Consider the following 18,244-nt stretch of genomic DNA (forward strand, 5'->3'; position numbering starts at 1 on the left):
TGCACGCGAAGGCTGTCACAGAACAGTCCATTGCGCCAATTGACCCAATAACAAGCCAATACGGGTCGGATACGCCTCAAAAGGGTGCGGTGCAATTCCGGCTCGATACAACAAGAGCGATTTGGAGGTTGTGAATGAAGATGTTGAAAACCACCCTGGCAGTCCTGACCGCTGCCGCCGCGCTGGGCGCCGTGAGCAATGCCCAGGCCGGCGCCACCCTCGATGCGGTAAAGAAAAAGGGCTTCGTCCAGTGTGGCGTGAGCGACGGTCTTCCAGGCTTCTCGGTACCTGATGCACAGGGCAAGATCGTCGGTATCGACGCCGATGTCTGCCGTGCCGTGGCCGCCGCCGTGTTTGGCGATGCCACCAAGGTCAAGTTCAGCCAGCTCAACGCCAAGGAACGCTTCACCGCCCTGCAATCGGGCGAAGTCGACGTGCTGTCGCGCAACACCACCTGGACCAGCTCGCGCGATGCGGGCATGGGCCTGGTGTTCGCCGGTGTCACCTACTATGACGGCGTCGGCTTCCTGGTCAACAAGAAGCTGGGTGTTTCCAGCGCCAAGGAGCTCGATGGCGCGACCATCTGCATCCAGGCCGGTACCACCACCGAGCTGAACGTATCGGACTTCTTCCGCGCCAATAACCTGAAGTACACCCCGATCACCTTCGACACGTCCGACGAAAGCGCCAAGTCGCTGGAGTCCGGCCGTTGCGACGTGCTGACTTCGGACAAGTCGCAGCTGTTCGCCCAGCGCTCCAAGCTGGCCGCGCCGACCGACTACGTGGTGCTGCCGGAAACCATCTCCAAGGAGCCACTGGGCCCGGTAGTGCGCAAGGGCGACGAGGAGTGGTTCAGCATCGTCAAATGGACCCTGTTCGCCATGCTCAACGCCGAAGAGGCGGGCATCACCTCGAAGAACGTCGAAGCTGAGGCCAAGGCCACCAAGAACCCGGACGTCGCCCGCCTGCTGGGTGGGGATGGCGAGTACGGCAAGGACCTCAAACTGCCCAAAGACTGGGTAGTGCAGATCGTCAAGCAAGTCGGCAACTACGGCGAAGTCTTCGAGAAGAACCTGGGCCAGAGCACCGACCTGAAGATCGACCGTGGCATGAACGCCCTGTGGAACAACGGCGGCATCCAGTACGCGCCACCTGTGCGCTGATGGTTGCACCCTGCGGCGGCATCCCGCCGCCGCAGGCTGTTCGAATCCCTACTGTCCGGGGCACTTCATGCAAAATCAAATCGGCGCACCCAAGGGCTTGTCCCTTAACGATCCGCGTGTGCGCGCGTGGCTGTTCCAGATTCTCACGATCGTCTTCGTGGTCGGTCTGGGCTGGTACCTGTTCCACAACACGCAAACCAACCTGCAGCACCGAGGCATCACGTCGGGCTTCGACTTTCTGGACCGCAGTGCCGGCTTCGGCATCGCCCAGCACCTGATCCCCTACGTGGAATCCGACAGCTATGCGCGGGTGTTCGTCATCGGCCTGCTCAATACCCTGCTGGTGACCTTCATCGGTGTCATCCTGGCGACGATCCTGGGCTTCATCATCGGTGTGGCGCGGCTGTCGCCAAACTGGATGATCAACAAGCTGGCGACCGTGTATGTGGAAACCTTCCGCAATATCCCGCCGCTGTTGCAGATCCTGTTCTGGTATTTCGCCGTGTTCCTGACCCTGCCAGGCCCACGGGGCAGCATCAACATCGACGATATGTTCTTCATCAGCAACCGTGGCCTGAACATGCCGGGCGCCTCCATGGCCGATGGTTTCTGGCCGTTTGCAGTGGCCGTGGTGGTGGCAATCGCGGCCATTGCCGTGATGGTGCGCATGGCCAACAAACGCTTTGACGAGACTGGCGTGCCGTTCCACAAGTTCTGGGCAGGGCTGGCGCTGTTGATCGCCATCCCGGGCTTGAGCGTGCTGTTGTTCGGCAGCCCGGTGACCTGGGAAGTACCGCAGCTGAAGGGCTTCAACTTCGTCGGTGGCTGGGTATTGATCCCCGAACTGCTGGCGCTGACCTTGGCGCTGACTATTTATACGGCAGCTTTCATCGCTGAAATCGTGCGTTCCGGCATCCGTTCGGTCAGCCATGGCCAGACCGAAGCCGCCCGTTCGCTCGGCCTGCGCGAGGGCCCGACCCTGCGCAAGGTGATCATCCCCCAGGCACTGCGGGTGATCATTCCGCCGCTGACCAGCCAGTACCTGAACCTTGCGAAGAACTCGTCGCTGGCGGCCGGTATCGGCTACCCGGAAATGGTCTCACTGTTCGCCGGTACCGTGCTCAACCAGACCGGCCAGGCCATCGAGGTGATCGCCATCACCATGAGTGTCTATCTCGCCATCAGCATCAGCATTTCGCTGCTGATGAACTGGTACAACAAGCGCATTGCGCTGATCGAGCGGTGAGGATACGCCCGTGAATGCCCATGTTTTCAAACCCGATATGCCGCCACCGGTGAAAACCGTCGGCGTGCTCGCATGGATGCGTGCCAATCTGTTCTCCAGCTGGCTCAACACGTTGTTGACCCTGTTTGCCCTGTACCTGGTGTGGCTGATCGTGCCGCCGTTGCTGCAGTGGGCGTTGATCGACGCCAACTGGGTCGGCACCACCCGCGCCGACTGCACCAAGGAGGGCGCCTGCTGGGTGTTCGTGCAGCAGCGCTTCGGCCAGTTCATGTACGGCTACTACCCGGCGGAGCTGCGCTGGCGCGTGGACCTGACCGTGTGGCTTGCCGTGCTCGGTGCCGCCCCGCTGTTCATCAAGCGCTTCCCGCGCAAGGCCTTCTATGGCCTGGGCTTCCTGGTGCTGTACCCGGTTTTGGCCTACACCCTGCTGCACGGGGGCTACCTGGGCCTGGATAGCGTGCCGACCAGCCAATGGGGCGGGCTGATGCTGACCCTGGTGATCGCCACCGTGGGTATCGTCGGTGCCTTGCCGCTGGGCATCCTGCTGGCCCTGGGCCGGCGTTCGCGGATGCCAGCCGTGAAGGTGGTGTGCGTGACCTTCATCGAGTTCTGGCGCGGCGTACCGCTGATCACCGTGCTGTTCATGTCCTCGGTGATGCTGCCGTTGTTCCTGCCTGAAGGCATGAGCTTCGACAAGCTGCTGCGGGCGATGATCGGCGTGATCCTGTTCCAGTCGGCGTACATCGCCGAGGTGGTGCGCGGTGGCCTGCAGGCCATCCCCAAGGGCCAGTACGAAGCCGCTGCGGCCATGGGCCTGGGCTACTGGCGCTCGATGGGCCTGGTGATCCTGCCGCAGGCACTCAAGCTGGTGATCCCCGGCATCGTCAACACCTTCATCGCCCTGTTCAAGGACACCAGCCTGGTGATCATCATCGGCCTGTTCGACCTGCTGAACAGCGTCAAGCAAGCCGCCGCTGACCCGGCCTGGCTGGGCATGGCCACCGAGGGCTATGTGTTCGCCGCCCTGGTGTTCTGGGTTTTCTGTTTCGGTATGTCCCGCTACTCCATGCATCTGGAGCGCAAGCTGGACACTGGCCACAAGCGTTAGGAGTTTCGAAATGAGTGAAGCGATCAAGCAGCCTGCTGGCCCCGAAGGCATCATCCAGATGCAGGGTGTGAACAAGTGGTACGGCCAGTTCCATGTGCTCAAGGACATCAACCTGAATGTGCGCCAGGGCGAGCGCATCGTGCTGTGCGGGCCGTCCGGCTCGGGCAAGTCCACCACCATCCGCTGCCTCAACCGCCTGGAAGAGCATCAGCAGGGGCGTATCGTGGTCGACGGGGTGGAGCTGACCAACGACCTCAAGCAGATCGAGGCTATCCGCCGTGAAGTGGGCATGGTGTTCCAGCACTTCAACCTGTTCCCGCACCTGAGCATTCTGGAAAACTGCACCCTGGCGCCGATGTGGGTGCGCAAGATGCCACGGCGCAAGGCCGAGGAAATTGCCATGCATTACCTGGAGCGGGTGCGTATTCCGGAGCAGGCGCACAAGTACCCAGGGCAGTTGTCGGGTGGCCAGCAGCAGCGTGTGGCGATTGCCCGTGCGCTGTGCATGAAACCCAAGATCATGCTGTTCGATGAACCGACCTCGGCGCTGGACCCGGAAATGGTCAAGGAAGTGCTCGATACCATGGTGGGCCTGGCCGAAGATGGCATGACCATGCTTTGCGTAACCCACGAAATGGGCTTTGCCCGGACTGTGGCGAACCGGGTGATCTTCATGGACAAGGGGGAGATTGTGGAGCAAGCCGCGCCGGATGACTTCTTCGACCGGCCGCGCAGTGATCGGACCAAGTTGTTCCTCAGCCAGATCCTGCACTGATGCAGTTGGGGCCGCAAAGCGGCCCCATTTTTATTTCTCTTCCGGGTTGGCAGCCGGCGCCGGCGGCGGCCGCAGCCCCACCTCGGCAACCAGCTTCAATTGCTGCCCATTGCGCATCACCTCGATGGTGATCTTCTCATTGGGCTTGATCCGCGCCACCTGGTTCATCGACTTGCGCCCGTCACCGGCCGGCTCGCCGTTGATGCTCAGGATCACGTCACCCAGCTGCAGCCCGGCCTTGGCCGCCGGCCCTTCGCGGAAGATACCCGCCACCACGATGCCTGGGCGGTCCTTCATGCCGAACGACTCGGCCAGCTCCTGGCTCAGCGGCTGCACTTCGATACCCAGCCAGCCACGAATCACCTGGCCATGCTCGACGATCGACTTCATCACCTCCAGTGCCAGTTTTACCGGGATGGCAAAACCGATGCCTTGCGAGCCGCCGGACTTGGAAAAGATTGCCGTGTTGATGCCGACCAGGTTGCCATTGGCATCCACCAGCGCGCCACCCGAATTGCCGGGGTTGATCGCCGCGTCGGTCTGGATGAAGTCTTCGTAGTTGTTCAGGCCCAGCTGGTTGCGGCCGGTGGCGCTGATGATGCCCATGGTCACGGTCTGGCCGACGCCAAACGGGTTGCCGATGGCCAGCGACACGTCGCCGATATGGATGTTGTCGGAACGGCCGATGGTGATTGCCGGCAGATTCTTCAGGTCGATCTTGAGCACCGCCAGGTCGGTTTCCGGGTCGCTGCCGATCACGCGGGCCAAGGTTTCGCGGCCATCCTTCAGCGCAACGACGATCTGGTCGGCGCCGCTGGTGACGTGGTTGTTGGTCAGCAGGTAGCCCTCGGGGCTCATGATCACCGCCGAGCCCAGGCTTGATTCCCAGCGGCGCTGCTTGGGCAGGTTGTCGCCGAAAAAGCGGCGGAACTGCGGGTCTTCGAAGAGCGGGTGAGCGCTTTTGTTCACCACCTTGGTGGTGTACAGGTTGACCACAGCCGGGGCGGCCAATGTCACGGCGTCGGCGTACGACACCGGGCCTTGCATGATCCGCGTGGTCTGCGGTGCTTGCTGCAGGTTGACGTCCTGGCTGGGCAGGCCGACCCATTCCGGGAAACGCTGGATGATCAGCATGGCGATCAGTACGCCGGTAAGCAGGGGCCAGCCAAAGTAACGCAAAGCCTTGAACATGAACGAATCCTGGAAAGAGCGGGGGCCAGCGGCCGCGCAGTGGGGCATGAGCGCGCGCGATGATACACCGGTTCCCCCAGTGCCGGCGACGGCCCATAATGGCCGGCATTATACGGGCGTTCGCTAGGCGTTGTGCCTGGGAAAAGCGCAGTTTTCGAGGAGATTTTCATGGCCGTCGCTCTAAACACCCTGGTCGAAGAAGCCGAGCGTTACCTGGGTAGCGCGAAGATCCAGGATTATTGCCCCAATGGCCTGCAGGTCGAAGGCCGGCCACAGGTCAGCCGCATCGTCAGTGGCGTTACCGCCAGCCAGGCGTTACTGGACGCAGCGGTCGAGGCCGGGGCCGACCTGGTGCTGGTGCACCATGGTTACTTCTGGAAAGGTGAAAACCCATGCATCACCGGTATTCGCCAGCGTCGCCTGAAAACCTTGCTGAACAACGATATCAGCCTGCTGGCGTTTCACCTGCCGCTGGACGTGCACCCGGAGGTAGGTAACAACGTGCAACTGGCGCGGCAACTGGACATCACCGTCGAAGGGCCGCTGGACCCGGAGAACCCCAAAGTGGTCGGGTTGGTCGGTTCGCTGGCCGAGCCCGTGACCGCGCGTGATTTTGCAAGGCGGGTGCAGGACGTGCTGGGGCGTGAGCCGTTGCTGGTCGAAGGCGACGAGATGATCCGTCGGGTCGGCTGGTGCACCGGTGGCGGGCAGGGTTACATCGACACGGCGATTGCGGCCGGGGTGGACCTGTACCTCACAGGCGAGGCGTCGGAGCAGACTTACCACAGTGCCCGCGAGAATGGGGTCAGCTTCATTGCGGCCGGGCACCATGCCACCGAGCGCTATGGCGTGCAGGCGCTGGGCGATTACCTGGCGCGGCGGTTTGCCGTGGAGCACCTGTTCATCGATTGCCCGAACCCCATCTGAAATCAGTGCTGCCCTCTGCGCGGGCTCGCCTGCTCCCAAAGGGCCGCAACGCGGCCCCAATATCAGCCAAACCCCCAGTCATATCGTTAGACCTTTTCGATCTAGCCCGCCGCCTAAATAGAAGCAGCCGCTGTGATAAAGTGGCTCGCTCGAACACGGCCCGCAGGCCGTCCATAAGATCGTTTTTCGTGAGTAGCCATGGTCGACAAACTGACGCACTTGAAACAGCTGGAGGCGGAAAGCATCCATATCATCCGCGAGGTGGCCGCCGAGTTCGACAACCCGGTGATGCTGTACTCGATCGGCAAGGATTCCGCCGTGATGCTGCACCTGGCGCGCAAGGCCTTCTTCCCGGGCAAGCTGCCGTTCCCGGTGATGCACGTCGACACCCAGTGGAAATTCCAGGAGATGTACAGCTTCCGCGACAAGATGGTCGAGGAAATGGGCCTGGAACTGATCACCCACGTCAACCCCGAGGGTGTGGCGCAGGGCATCAACCCGTTCACCCATGGCAGCTCCAAGCACACCGACATCATGAAGACCCAGGGCCTGAAGCAGGCGTTGGACAAGCATGGTTTCGACGCCGCTTTCGGTGGCGCGCGCCGCGACGAAGAGAAGTCGCGGGCCAAGGAACGCGTGTATTCGTTCCGTGACAGCAAGCACCGTTGGGACCCGAAAAACCAGCGCCCAGAGCTGTGGAACGTGTACAACGGCAAGGTCAACAAGGGCGAGTCGATCCGCGTCTTCCCGCTGTCGAACTGGACCGAGCTGGACATCTGGCAGTACATCTACCTCGAAGGCATCCCGATCGTGCCGCTGTACTTCGCCGCCGAGCGTGAAGTCATCGAGAAGAACGGCACCCTGATCATGATCGACGACGAGCGCATTCTCGAGCACCTCTCCGAGGAAGAGAAAGCCCGCATCGTCAAGAAGAAGGTGCGTTTCCGTACCCTTGGCTGCTACCCGCTGACGGGCGCTGTCGAGTCGGAAGCCGAAACGCTCACCGACATCATTCAGGAAATGCTCCTGACGCGCACTTCCGAGCGCCAGGGCCGAGTCATCGACCACGATGGCGCCGGTTCCATGGAAGACAAAAAACGTCAGGGCTACTTCTAATTTTCAGGGTTACTCCATGTCGCACCAATCCGATTTGATCAGCGAAGACATCCTCGCTTATCTGGCTCAGCACGAGCGCAAAGAACTGCTGCGTTTCCTCACCTGCGGCAACGTGGATGACGGCAAGAGCACCCTGATCGGGCGCCTGCTGCACGATTCGAAGATGATCTACGAGGACCACCTCGAGGCCATCACCCGTGATTCGAAAAAAGTCGGTACCACCGGCGAAGAAGTCGACCTGGCACTGCTGGTAGACGGCCTGCAGGCCGAGCGTGAGCAGGGCATCACCATCGATGTTGCCTACCGCTACTTCTCCACCGCCAAGCGCAAGTTCATCATTGCCGACACCCCGGGCCACGAGCAGTACACCCGCAACATGGCCACCGGTGCATCCACCTGCGACCTGGCGATCATCCTGGTCGATGCCCGCTACGGCGTGCAGACCCAGACCCGCCGCCACAGCTACATCGCCTCGTTGCTGGGCATCAAGCACATCGTGGTCGCGGTCAACAAGATGGACCTCAAGGGCTTCGACCAAGACGTCTTCGAGTCGATCAAGGCCGACTACCTGCAGTTCGCCGAAGCCATCAACCTGACCCCGAGCAGCCTGCACTTCGTGCCGATGTCGGCGCTCAAGGGTGACAACGTGGTCAACCACAGCGAGCGTTCGCCGTGGTATGCCGGTCCGACGCTGATGGAAATCCTCGAAACCGTCGAAGTGTCGGCCGACCGCAACTTCACCGACCTGCGTTTCCCGGTGCAGTACGTGAACCGCCCGAACCTGAACTTCCGTGGCTTCGCCGGCACCATCGCCAGCGGCGTGGTGCACAAGGGCGACGAAATCGTCGTGCTGCCGTCGGGCAAGAGCAGCCGCGTCAAGTCCATTGTCACCTACGAAGGTGAGCTGGAAAACGCCGGCCCAGGCCAGGCAGTGACCCTGACCATGGAAGACGAGATCGACATCTCCCGTGGCGACCTGCTGGTACATGCCGACAACGTACCGCCGGTGACCGACCAGTTCGACGCCATGCTGGTGTGGATGGCCGAAGAGCCGATGCTCCCGGGCAAGAAGTACGACATCAAGCGCGCCACCAGCTATGTGCCGGGCTCGATTGCCAGCATCACCCACAAGGTCGATGTGAACACCCTGGAGCAGGGCGCTGCCAGCGCACTGCAGCTGAACGAGATCGGCCGCGTGAAGGTTGCACTGGACGCCTCGATCGCCCTGGACGGCTACGACAGCAACCGCACCACCGGTGCGTTCATTGTCATCGACCGCCTGACCAACGGCACCGTTGGCGCCGGCATGATCATCGCTCCGCCCGTTCTGCCACACGGCAGCACCGGCCAGCATGGCAAGCAGGCCCACGTGTCGACCGAAGAGCGCGCCCTGCGCTTCGGCCAGCAGCCAGCCACCGTGCTGTTCAGCGGCCTGTCCGGCGCTGGCAAGAGCACCCTGGCCTATGCCGTGGAGCGCAAGCTGTTCGACATGGGCCGTGCGGTGTACGTGCTCGACGGCCAGAACCTGCGCCACGACCTGAACAAGGGCCTGCCGCAAGACCGCGCCGGTCGCACCGAAAACTGGCGCCGCGCCGCCCATGTGGCGCGCCAGTTCAACGAGGCCGGCCTGCTGACCCTGGCTGCGTTCGTGGCCCCGGATGCCGAAGGCCGCGAACAGGCCAAGGCGCTGATCGGCAAGGACCGCCTGGTGACTGTTTACGTCCAGGCTTCGCCGCTGGCTTGCCGCGAGCGTGACCCGCAAGGCCTGTACGCCGCCGGCGGCGACAACATCCCGGGCGAAAGCTTCCCGTTCGATGTGCCGCTGGATGCTGACCTTGTGATCGACACCCAGTCCACCAGCGTGGACGAAGGTGTGAAGCTGGTGCTGGACGTGCTGCGTCAGCGTGGCGCGATCTAAGCGCTAGGCTGCAAGGAAAACCCCGCTTCGGCGGGGTTTTTTGTGTGCAATACCGGCTTGTGAGGCGATCATCACCCAATGCTGCGCCCGCTGTCAGTCCCTGAACACTGAAAGGCCCTTCGACGCTCTCCATGCCACGATGCGAGTCATTACCTGCCCAGTGCAGTCTTCCGGTTTATCCCCGGTGTAATAGATCAGGTCAGAACCATCGGGGTGCGCAACCAGCTCGATAAAATGCTCCAGCAGTCTTTCCTGCCATTCCCGGGAGCCTGTCGCCTGAATTAGCGCGTCTACTATCGAGCGGAACTCACTGTATGAATAGTCTGCCAGGTCCTGCTTCAGGCTTATCACCAGGGCGCCTCCGATGAAAGCGTGTACTGCATCGCGCTCATGATTCGCAGGTTTTCAGCGTCGTACATCAGCCCACCCCACTCGGGCGGGTTCAGGTGGCATAGCTGATAGGAGCGCAGCCCCTTTGCCGTCTCATGGAATGGCGCGCGAGGGGGCCAGCCTTTCTTGAGGCGGTTGAGCTGGGCGGGGATGAATTGCTGGCTGTAGATTGGGTCCTCTGCGATCGCCAGCCAGAAGGACTGGGAAAAATGGTCGAAGCTGTGGAATGTTCGACCTGCGAGTTTCTGGATGATGAACTCTGGAAGATGGCTGGCCATGGAGTCGTCCCTGGAATAAGAGGCATGGAAAGTGTGCCCGGAGACGAGTTTTATGTATGTCAGAGACGGACTGCGTGTCAGTAGGAACGTTCCTGCTGATTGGGAAGATCTGTCTTAGATGTGTTTTTCCGACACAGGTATTACCCTTTTCTCCTTCACCGCCTTGTAGGAAAAACTCGAATAGATCTCCTTCACCCCCGGCAGCCGTTGCAGCACTTCCCGGGTGAATTCGCCAAACGACTCCAGGTCCCGCGCCAGAATTTCCAGCAAAAAGTCATAGCGCCCTGAGATGTTGTGGCAGGCGACGATCTCGGGAATTTCCATCAGTCGCTGCTCGAACGCCAGCGCCATGTCCTTGGTGTGCGAGTCCATCATGATGCTGACGAACGCCGTCACGCCAAACCCCAGCGACTTGGGCGAGAGGATGGCCTGGTAGCCGGTGATGTAGCCGTTGTCTTCCAGCAGCTTGACCCGTCGCCAGCAGGGCGAGGTGGTCAGCGCCACCTGGTCGGCGAGCTCGGCGATGGTGAGGCGGGCGTTGTCCTGCAACGCAGCCAGCAGGGCGCGGTCGGTGCGATCGAGGCTTGAAGGCATATTTTGCCCTCCTGGTCCGTTGATTATTGTTTTCGTTCCAGCAAGCACGCGTATGCGTGGGCCAATTTGGAAAAAATCGGGCAGCCCGGTGGCATAAGCTTATAACAAACCACAAGAGGCTGTTGCCATGCGCGACTCCCATAACAACACCGGTTTTTCCACACGGGCCATTCACCATGGCTACGACCCGCTTTCCCACGGTGGTGCCCTGGTGCCACCGGTGTACCAGACCGCTACCTATGCCTTTCCCACCGTTGAGTACGGCGCAGCCTGCTTCGCCGGGGAGGAGGCGGGCCACTTTTACAGCCGCATCTCCAACCCCACCCTGGCCTTGCTCGAGCAACGCATGGCTTCGTTGGAGGGCGGTGAGGCGGGGCTGGCGCTGGCGTCGGGGATGGGCGCGATCACTTCGACCATCTGGACCTTGCTGCGGCCTGGCGATGAACTGATTGTCGGGCGTACTTTGTATGGCTGCACGTTCGCTTTCCTGCATCACGGCATTGGCGAGTTCGGGGTAAAGATCCACCATGTCGACCTCAATGATGCCAAGGCCCTGAAAGCGGCGATCAACAGCAAAACACGGATGATCTACTTCGAAACGCCGGCCAACCCCAACATGCAACTGGTGGATATAGCGGCGGTCGTCGAGGCAGTACGAGGGCGTGATGTACTTGTGGTGGTCGACAACACCTATTGCACGCCGTACCTGCAGCGGCCGCTGGAGCTTGGGGCGGACCTGGTGGTGCATTCGGCGACCAAGTACCTCAGTGGCCATGGTGATATCACGGCGGGCCTGGTGGTGGGGCGTAAGGCGCTGGTCGACCGCATTCGCCTGGAGGGGCTGAAGGACATGACCGGGGCGGTGCTGTCGCCGCATGACGCGTCGCTGCTGATGCGCGGTATCAAGACCTTGGCCCTGCGCATGGACCGCCATTGCGCCAACGCCTTGCAGGTGGCGCAGTTCCTCGCGCGGCAGCCGCAGGTGGAACTTATTCACTACCCAGGTTTGCCGTCGTTCGCCCAATACGAACTGGCGCAGCGGCAGATGCGCTTGCCGGGTGGGATGATTGCCTTCGAGCTCAAGGGGGGGATCGACGCCGGGCGGCGCTTCATGAATGCGCTGCAGCTGTTTGCACGGGCGGTGAGCTTGGGTGATGCCGAATCGCTGGCGCAGCATCCGGCGAGCATGACGCATTCCAGTTACACGCCGCAGGAGCGGGCGCATCACGGCATATCGGAAGGATTGGTGCGGTTGTCGGTGGGGCTGGAGGATGTGGAAGACCTGCTGGCGGATGTCGAGCAGGCATTGCAGGCTTGCAAATAGGCAGCCTGTACCAGCCCACAAAAAAGGCCTCTTGCGAGGCCTTTTTCATGTTCAGCCGATCAGCGCTTGAGCCCGTAGCTCTCGTCGAGCATGCCCGGCGAGTTCGGCGCTTTTGGCGCATAGTCGCGTGGCACTTCGGCGGTGTCCTTCGGCGGGGTCAGGCGGTCACGCGGGCCTTGCGGCGCTTCGGAATGCAGCGCAGCCAGCAGGCGCTGGCGGGTGACGTCGTCGAGGGCCAGGCTGTTGGCGCCTTCGGCCAGGTGATCCTGTACGTCCTGGTAGCTCTGGGTCAGTTTCTTGACCAGCATGGCGGTGCTGTTGAAGTGGGTGACCACTTCGTTCTGGTAGCTGTCGAAACGCTTCTGGATATCATCCAGTTGGCGCTGGGTGTTGCTCGGCGCCGCATTGGGCAGCAGGCGGGCAACGATGAAACCGACCGCCACACCGATGACCAGGGCCAGGGTTGGCAACAACCAAACAAGGAGCGAGAGTTCCACGAGTCCTTCCTCTATAAACGGCTTTGCTTTACGTTAACGGCTCAGACCTGCGCTGTATACCGCGAGCGATCGCAAATCAGAACAGAATTCCTCACCTAGACGAATCGACCCTTCCCGAGGTCACGGAGTAGTGCCTTGCTTGTCCGCGAAACCCCCTTGTTCATCGATGGCCCCAGCGGCCAGCTGGAAGCCTTGTACCTGGACGTGGCCGACGCCCGTGGCGCGGTGCTGATCTGCCACCCCAACCCGGTCCAGGGCGGCACCATGCTCAACAAGGTGGTCTCGACCCTGCAGCGCACCGCACGTGATGCCGGCTATGTGACCCTGCGTTTCAACTACCGTGGTGTTGGCCAGAGCGCCGGTAGCCATGACATGGGCGCTGGCGAAGTGGCCGATGCCGAGGCCGCTGCCGCCTGGCTGCGTGCCAAACACCCCGAGCTGCCACTTGTGCTGATGGGCTTCTCGTTCGGTGGTTTCGTGGCCACCAGCCTGGCTGGGCGCCTGGAAGCTGCAGGCACGCAGTTGCAGCATCTGTTCATGATCGCCCCCGCCGTCATGCGCCTGACCACCGAGTTCCCGGTGCCGCAGCGTTGCCCGATCACCGTGGTGCAACCGGACGCCGACGAAGTCGTCGCGCCGCAGCTGGTTTACGAGTGGTCCGACAGCTTGTCGCGCCCCCATGAGCTGCTGAAAGTGGCAGAATGCGGACACTTCTTCCATGGCAAGCTGACCGATCTGAAGGATCTGCTGCTGCCGCGCCTTTCGAACTGAGCCAAGCCTGAATAAGCGAACACCCATGACCACGCGCATTCTTACCGGTATCACCACCACCGGCACACCGCACCTGGGCAACTACGCCGGCGCCATCCGCCCGGCGATCCGTGCCAGCCAGCAGCCCGGTGTCGACTCGTTCTACTTCCTGGCCGACTACCACGCCCTGATCAAGTGCGACGACCCGCAGCGCATTCAACGTTCGCGTCTGGAAATCGCCGCCACTTGGTTGGCCGGTGGCCTGGACCCAGACAAGGTGACCTTCTACCGCCAGTCCGATATCCCGGAAATCCCCGAGCTGACCTGGCTGCTGACCTGCGTTGCCGCCAAGGGCCTGCTGAACCGTGCCCATGCCTACAAGGCCTCGGTGGACAAGAACGTCGAGAGCGGCGAAGACCCGGACGCCGGCGTGAGCATGGGCCTGTTCAGCTACCCGGTGCTGATGGCTGCCGACATCCTGATGTTCAACGCCAACAAGGTGCCGGTTGGCCGTGACCAGATCCAGCACGTGGAAATGGCCCGCGACATCGGCCAACGCTTCAACCACCTGTTCGGTCAGGGCCAGGACTTCTTCGCCCTGCCAGAAGCGGTGATCGAAGAAAGCGTGGCCACGCTGCCCGGCCTGGATGGGCGCAAGATGTCCAAGAGCTATGACAACACCATCCCGTTGTTCACCAGCGCCAAGGACATGAAGGACGCCATTTCGCGCATCGTCACCGACTCGCGCGCGCCAGGCGAAGCGAAAGACCCGGACAACTCGCACCTGTTCACCCTGTACCAGGCTTTCTCGACGCCGGAGCAATGCGCCGGCTTCCGTGAAGAGCTGCTGCAGGGTCTGGGCTGGGGCGATGCCAAGCAGCGCCTGTTCCAGTTGCTGGATGGCCAACTGGCCGAAAAACGCGAGTACTACCACCAGTTGATCGCCCGCCCGGCGGACCTGGAAGACATCCTGCTGGCCGGCGCCGCCAAGGCCCGCAAGATTGCCACGCCGTTCCTCGAGCAACTGCGCGAAGCCGTTGGCCTGCGTTCGTTCCGTACTGGCGTGCAGGCCACTGCCGAAGTGAAGAAAAAAGCCGCCAAGAGTGCGCGCTTTGTCAGCTTCCGTGACGAAGATGGCAGCTTCCGCTTCCGCCTGCTGGCCGCTGACGGCGAGCAACTGCTGCTGTCGCGCAGCTTTGCCGACGGCAAGAGCGCCGGCGCCGTGAGCAAGCAGCTGCAACAGGGTGGCGAGGCCGATGTACGGGTTGAAGGCCTGAGCTTCGGCCTGTGGCTGAATGGCGAGCAGGTTGCCGACGGGCCGCAGTTTGACAGCACCGAAGCCCGTGATGTGGCCATTCAAAGCCTGCGTGATGCCCTGGCACCACAGCACGACTGAGGCATATTGACGCAAGTCTGATTGCCATTAAGCGGGCCTGTCGCTACAGTGACGGCCCGTTTTTTGTTGCCTCGCTAACGAATCATGACTCCCTTAGAACGCTATCAAGCAGATCTGAAACGTCCCGACTTCTTCCATGACGCGGCGCAGGAAACTGCGGTGCGTCACCTGCAGCGCCTGTACGACGACCTGGTGCAGGCGCAGAACAATAAGCCAGGCATGTTCGGCAAGTTGTTCGGCAAGAAGGAGCAGACCCCGGTCAAGGGCCTGTACTTCTGGGGTGGGGTAGGGCGAGGCAAGACCTACCTGGTCGATACATTCTATGAAGCGCTGCCGTTCAAGCAGAAGATGCGCACGCACTTCCACCGCTTCATGAAGCGCGTGCACGAGGAAATGAAAACCCTCAAGGGCGAGAAGAACCCGCTGACCATCATCGCCAAGCGCTTCAGCGAAGAAGCCAAGGTCATCTGCTTCGACGAATTCTTCGTGTCGGACATTACCGATGCCATGATCCTCGGCACCCTGATGGAAGAACTGTTCAAGAACGGCGTATCGCTGGTGGCCACCTCCAACATCGTGCCGGACGGCTTGTACAAAGACGGCCTGCAACGTGCGCGCTTCCTGCCGGCCATCGCCATGATCAAGCAGTACACCGACGTGGTGAACGTGGATAGCGGCGTCGACTACCGCCTGCGTCATCTGGAACAGGCCGAACTGTTCCACTTCCCGCTCAATGATGCGGCGCATCAGAGCATGCGTGCCAGCTTCAAGGCGCTGACCCCTGAGTGCACCCAGGCGGTCGAGAACGACGTGCTGATGATCGAGAACCGCCCGATCAATGCCCTGCGTACGTGCGACGACGTCGCCTGGTTCGACTTCCGCGCCCTGTGCGACGGGCCGCGCAGCCAGAACGACTACATCGAACTGGGCAAGATCTTCCACGCCGTGTTGCTCAGCAACGTGGAGCAGATGGGCGTTACCACCGACGACATCGCCCGTCGCTTCATCAACATGGTGGACGAGTTCTACGACCGCAACGTCAAGTTGATCATCTCGGCCGAGGTGGAACTAAAGGACCTGTATACCGGTGGGCGCCTGAGCTTCGAGTTCCAGCGTACCCTGAGCCGGTTGCTGGAGATGCAGTCGCACGAATTCCTGTCGCGCGCGCACAAGCCATAAATTTGGGGGCCGCAAAGCGGCCCCATTGGCCTCAAGCCTCTTGCATGAACTGCTGCCGATACTGGTTTGGTGACAGCTCGGTGTGCTGGCGAAACAGCCGCGCGAAGAAACTGGCATCGTCATAACCGACCTCGTAGCTGATGGTCTTGATGCTCTTGCGCGTGCTCGACAACAACCCCTTGGCTGTCTCGATGCGTAGCCGTTGCAGGTAGTGCAGCGGCTTGTCACCCGTTGCGCCCTGGAACCGGCGCATGAAGTTGCGGATGCTCATGCCGTGGTTGCGGGCCACATCTTCGAAGCGGAACTTGTCGGCGAAGTGCTCTTCCAGCCAGTGCTGAATCTGCAGGATGATCAGGTCCTGGTGCAGTTTTTGCCCGCCAAAGCCCATGCGCCCCGGGGTGTAGTTGCGTTGCACTTCGTAAAGAATGTCGCGTGACACCGCACGGGCCACATTGGCACCGCAGAAGCGCTCGATCAGGTAGATGTACAGGTCGCAGGCTGAAGTTGCACCGCCGGCGCAATAGATATTGTCGGCATCGGTCAGGTGCTTGTCCTGGTTCAGGCGGATCTTCGGGAAGCGTTCGGCAAAGCTGCTGAAGAAGCGCCAGTAGGTGGTGGCCTCCTTGCCGTCGAGCAGGCCCGACTCGGCCAGCCAGAACACGCCACTGGCCTCGGCGCACAGCACCGCGCCACGCGCGTGCTGCTCACGCAGCCACGGCAGCACCTGCGGGTAACGTTGCAGGAGGTTGTCGAAGTCATCCCAGTAGGCCGGGAGAATGATCACATCGGCGTCGTCCAGGCCGCCATCGACCGGTAGCTGCACATTGCTGAAGCTGTCCACAGGTTGGCCGTCGGGGCTCACCAGGCGGATTTCGAACATGGGCTGCAAACCCAGGCCCAGCTGCTTGCTGTAGCGCAGGCTGGCGAGGTGGAAGAAGTCCTTGGCCTGCATCAAGGTCGAAGCAAACACCTTGTCAATGGCCAGGATGCTGACGCGCCGCAGCGACGCGGAGGGTTGGGTAAACATCATTGTCATTGTTCTTATAGGGTAGAGTGGTCAATCACCGGCTGGATCGTCTTATTTTTTGGCGATTGTGTCTACCCCATGTAACAGCGGGGCTGCTTTGCAGCTCAAGGTGCCGGGTTAGGCTGCTCCTGGTGGATGGCTTCAATCGCCGCCAGCAACTCATCGCTCAGGTTCAGCTCAAGGCTCGCCAGGTTGCTGTCCAGCTGTTGCAGGCTGGTGGCACCGATGATGTTGCTGGTCACGAACGGCTGTCGGGTGACGAACGCCAGGGCCATCTGCGCCGGGTCCAGGCCGTGCTCGCGGGCCAGTTGCACATAGCGGCTGCAGGCTGCCACGGTCTGCGGGTTGGAATAACGGGCAAAGCGGCTGAACAGGGTCAGGCGTGCGTTGCCCGGCCGTGCGCCGTTCTCGTACTTGCCCGAGAGCATGCCGAAGGCCAGCGGCGAATAGGCCAGCAGGCCGCACTGCTCGCGGATGGCCACTTCCGCCAGGCCTACCTCGAAGCTGCGGTTGAGCAGGTTATACGGGTTCTGGATCGACACCGCCCGCGGCCAGCCACGGCTTTCGGCCAACTGCAGGAACTTCATGGTGCCCCACGGCGTTTCGTTGGACAGGCCAATGTGGCGGATCTTGCCCGCGTGCACCTGCTCGTCGAGTACTTCGAGGGTTTCTTCCAGCGGGGTGAAATGGTCCTGTGGCAGGTGCTGGTAGCCCAGCTTGCCGAAGAAGTTGGTGCTGCGCTCCGGCCAGTGCAACTGATACAGGTCGATACGGTCGGTTTGCAGGCGCTTGAGGCTTTCGTCCAGCGCCGCGACGATGTGCTGGCGGTTGTGCTTGAGCTGGCCGTCGCGGATGTGGCTGATCCCGTTGCCGGGGCCTGCGACCTTGCTGGCCAGGACCCAGTCATCGCGATCGCCGTTGGCCCGGAACCAGTTGCCGATGATGCGTTCGGTGGCAGCGTAGGTTTCCGGGCGGGGTGGCACCGGGTACATTTCGGCGGTGTCGATGAAGTTGACCCCGGCTTTCTTGGCCCGGGCAATCTGTTCGAAGGCCTCGGCTTCAACGTTCTGCTCGCCCCAGGTCATGGTGCCCAGGCACAGGGCGCTGACGTTGAGGTCGGTACGGCCGAGCTGACGGTATTCCATCGGTTAGACACTCCTTGGCAATAGAAGCCTATCAAAGCAGGTTGAAATTTTTCTCGCAATCTGGATAATTCAGCCCCTCTCCGCGTGGCGGAAGTGATGCACCATCACGCAGGAAGAACCCCGTCGAACATTGGCGTGCCCGACCCGAGCCCCCAAAAGCGTCTGTGTTCGGCTGCGCGCTTGCCCTTGGCAAGCTGTGCACTATCCAGTAAGATTCGCC

General features: G+C 61.6%; 18 protein-coding genes. 11 read left to right on the forward strand and 7 right to left on the reverse strand.

The window, feature by feature from the left end; genetic code table 11:
* Positions 1-134: 134 nt before the first annotated feature.
* The 4 genes from Q9451_RS06965 to Q9451_RS06980 all read left to right on the forward strand — a co-directional run bounded on the left by Q9451_RS06965 (position 135) and on the right by Q9451_RS06980 (position 4,292).
* On the forward strand, positions 135-1,163 hold the full coding sequence (locus tag Q9451_RS06965; RefSeq protein ID WP_012274091.1) for an amino acid ABC transporter substrate-binding protein: 1,029 nt from the start codon (positions 135-137) through the stop codon (positions 1,161-1,163).
* Between the two features lie 67 nt (positions 1,164-1,230).
* A complete protein-coding gene (locus Q9451_RS06970) occupies positions 1,231-2,409 on the forward strand; it encodes an amino acid ABC transporter permease (RefSeq protein ID WP_012274090.1) in 1,179 nt (392 codons plus the stop codon).
* A gap of 10 nt (positions 2,410-2,419) precedes the next feature.
* Complete coding sequence (locus Q9451_RS06975) at positions 2,420-3,517, forward strand: amino acid ABC transporter permease (RefSeq protein WP_012274089.1); 1,098 nt, start codon at positions 2,420-2,422, stop codon at positions 3,515-3,517.
* Between the two features lie 10 nt (positions 3,518-3,527).
* Positions 3,528-4,292 (forward strand): amino acid ABC transporter ATP-binding protein, encoded by a 765-nt coding sequence (locus Q9451_RS06980; protein WP_003251792.1) that lies wholly within the window; start codon positions 3,528-3,530, stop codon positions 4,290-4,292.
* Between the two features lie 30 nt (positions 4,293-4,322).
* Here the strand turns inward: Q9451_RS06980 and algW are convergent, their stop codons facing one another.
* A complete protein-coding gene (gene algW / locus Q9451_RS06985; RefSeq protein ID WP_012274088.1) occupies positions 4,323-5,483 on the reverse strand; it encodes a Do family serine endopeptidase AlgW in 1,161 nt (386 codons plus the stop codon).
* 168 nt (positions 5,484-5,651) lie between these two features.
* On the opposite strand from algW, the gene Q9451_RS06990 reads away from it, so the two are divergent.
* From Q9451_RS06990 to cysN, 3 genes are all read left to right on the forward strand, one after another.
* Positions 5,652-6,410, forward strand: coding sequence for a Nif3-like dinuclear metal center hexameric protein (locus Q9451_RS06990; protein WP_012274087.1), 759 nt, complete (start codon positions 5,652-5,654; stop codon positions 6,408-6,410).
* 198 nt (positions 6,411-6,608) lie between these two features.
* Positions 6,609-7,526 carry a sulfate adenylyltransferase subunit CysD gene (cysD, locus tag Q9451_RS06995; protein WP_003251799.1) on the forward strand — a complete coding sequence of 306 codons (918 nt, stop codon included), beginning with the start codon at positions 6,609-6,611 and terminating at the stop codon, positions 7,524-7,526.
* Positions 7,527-7,542: 16 nt separating this feature from the next.
* The gene (gene cysN / locus Q9451_RS07000) at positions 7,543-9,444 is read left to right on the forward strand and encodes a sulfate adenylyltransferase subunit CysN (RefSeq protein WP_012274086.1); all 1,902 of its coding nucleotides are present in this window, start codon (positions 7,543-7,545) and stop codon (positions 9,442-9,444) included.
* Between the two features lie 93 nt (positions 9,445-9,537).
* Here cysN and Q9451_RS07005 read toward each other — a convergent pair whose 3' ends face one another.
* The 3 genes from Q9451_RS07005 to Q9451_RS07015 all read right to left on the reverse strand — a co-directional run bounded on the left by Q9451_RS07005 (position 9,538) and on the right by Q9451_RS07015 (position 10,706).
* The gene (locus Q9451_RS07005; protein WP_012274085.1) at positions 9,538-9,795 is read right to left on the reverse strand and encodes a bacteriocin immunity protein; all 258 of its coding nucleotides are present in this window, start codon (positions 9,793-9,795) and stop codon (positions 9,538-9,540) included.
* Positions 9,792-10,112: an S-type Pyocin gene (locus Q9451_RS07010; protein ID WP_012274084.1), complete on the reverse strand. Its 321-nt coding sequence runs from the start codon at positions 10,110-10,112 to the stop codon at positions 9,792-9,794. Before Q9451_RS07010 ends, Q9451_RS07005 begins: the two co-directional genes overlap by 4 nt.
* A gap of 114 nt (positions 10,113-10,226) precedes the next feature.
* The gene (locus Q9451_RS07015) at positions 10,227-10,706 is read right to left on the reverse strand and encodes an Lrp/AsnC family transcriptional regulator (protein ID WP_012274083.1); all 480 of its coding nucleotides are present in this window, start codon (positions 10,704-10,706) and stop codon (positions 10,227-10,229) included.
* Positions 10,707-10,833: 127 nt separating this feature from the next.
* Here Q9451_RS07015 and Q9451_RS07020 point away from each other — a divergent pair, with 127 nt between their 5' ends.
* Positions 10,834-12,030 carry a methionine gamma-lyase gene (locus tag Q9451_RS07020; RefSeq protein WP_012274082.1) on the forward strand — a complete coding sequence of 399 codons (1,197 nt, stop codon included), beginning with the start codon at positions 10,834-10,836 and terminating at the stop codon, positions 12,028-12,030.
* Positions 12,031-12,089: 59 nt separating this feature from the next.
* On the opposite strand, the gene Q9451_RS07025 is transcribed toward Q9451_RS07020, so the two are convergent.
* On the reverse strand, positions 12,090-12,527 hold the full coding sequence (locus Q9451_RS07025; RefSeq protein ID WP_012274081.1) for a DUF1043 family protein: 438 nt from the start codon (positions 12,525-12,527) through the stop codon (positions 12,090-12,092).
* Positions 12,528-12,662: 135 nt separating this feature from the next.
* On the opposite strand from Q9451_RS07025, the gene Q9451_RS07030 reads away from it, so the two are divergent.
* The 3 genes from Q9451_RS07030 to zapE all read left to right on the forward strand — a co-directional run bounded on the left by Q9451_RS07030 (position 12,663) and on the right by zapE (position 15,852).
* Entirely contained in the window at positions 12,663-13,298 is a 636-nt protein-coding gene (locus tag Q9451_RS07030; protein ID WP_012274080.1) for an alpha/beta fold hydrolase, read from the forward strand.
* Between the two features lie 25 nt (positions 13,299-13,323).
* Positions 13,324-14,673, forward strand: coding sequence for a tryptophan--tRNA ligase (locus Q9451_RS07035; protein ID WP_012274079.1), 1,350 nt, complete (start codon positions 13,324-13,326; stop codon positions 14,671-14,673).
* An 84-nt stretch (positions 14,674-14,757) separates the two neighbouring features.
* Positions 14,758-15,852, forward strand: coding sequence for a cell division protein ZapE (gene zapE / locus Q9451_RS07040; protein WP_012274078.1), 1,095 nt, complete (start codon positions 14,758-14,760; stop codon positions 15,850-15,852).
* Between the two features lie 31 nt (positions 15,853-15,883).
* Here the strand turns inward: zapE and Q9451_RS07045 are convergent, their stop codons facing one another.
* Positions 15,884-16,804, reverse strand: a complete 921-nt coding sequence (locus Q9451_RS07045) for a GlxA family transcriptional regulator (RefSeq protein ID WP_171577226.1) — start codon at positions 16,802-16,804, stop codon at positions 15,884-15,886.
* Between the two features lie 179 nt (positions 16,805-16,983).
* Complete coding sequence (locus Q9451_RS07050; protein WP_012274076.1) at positions 16,984-18,024, reverse strand: NADP(H)-dependent aldo-keto reductase; 1,041 nt, start codon at positions 18,022-18,024, stop codon at positions 16,984-16,986.
* Positions 18,025-18,244 lie beyond the last annotated feature (220 nt).

The organism is Pseudomonas sp. NY8896 (assembly GCF_039634505.1).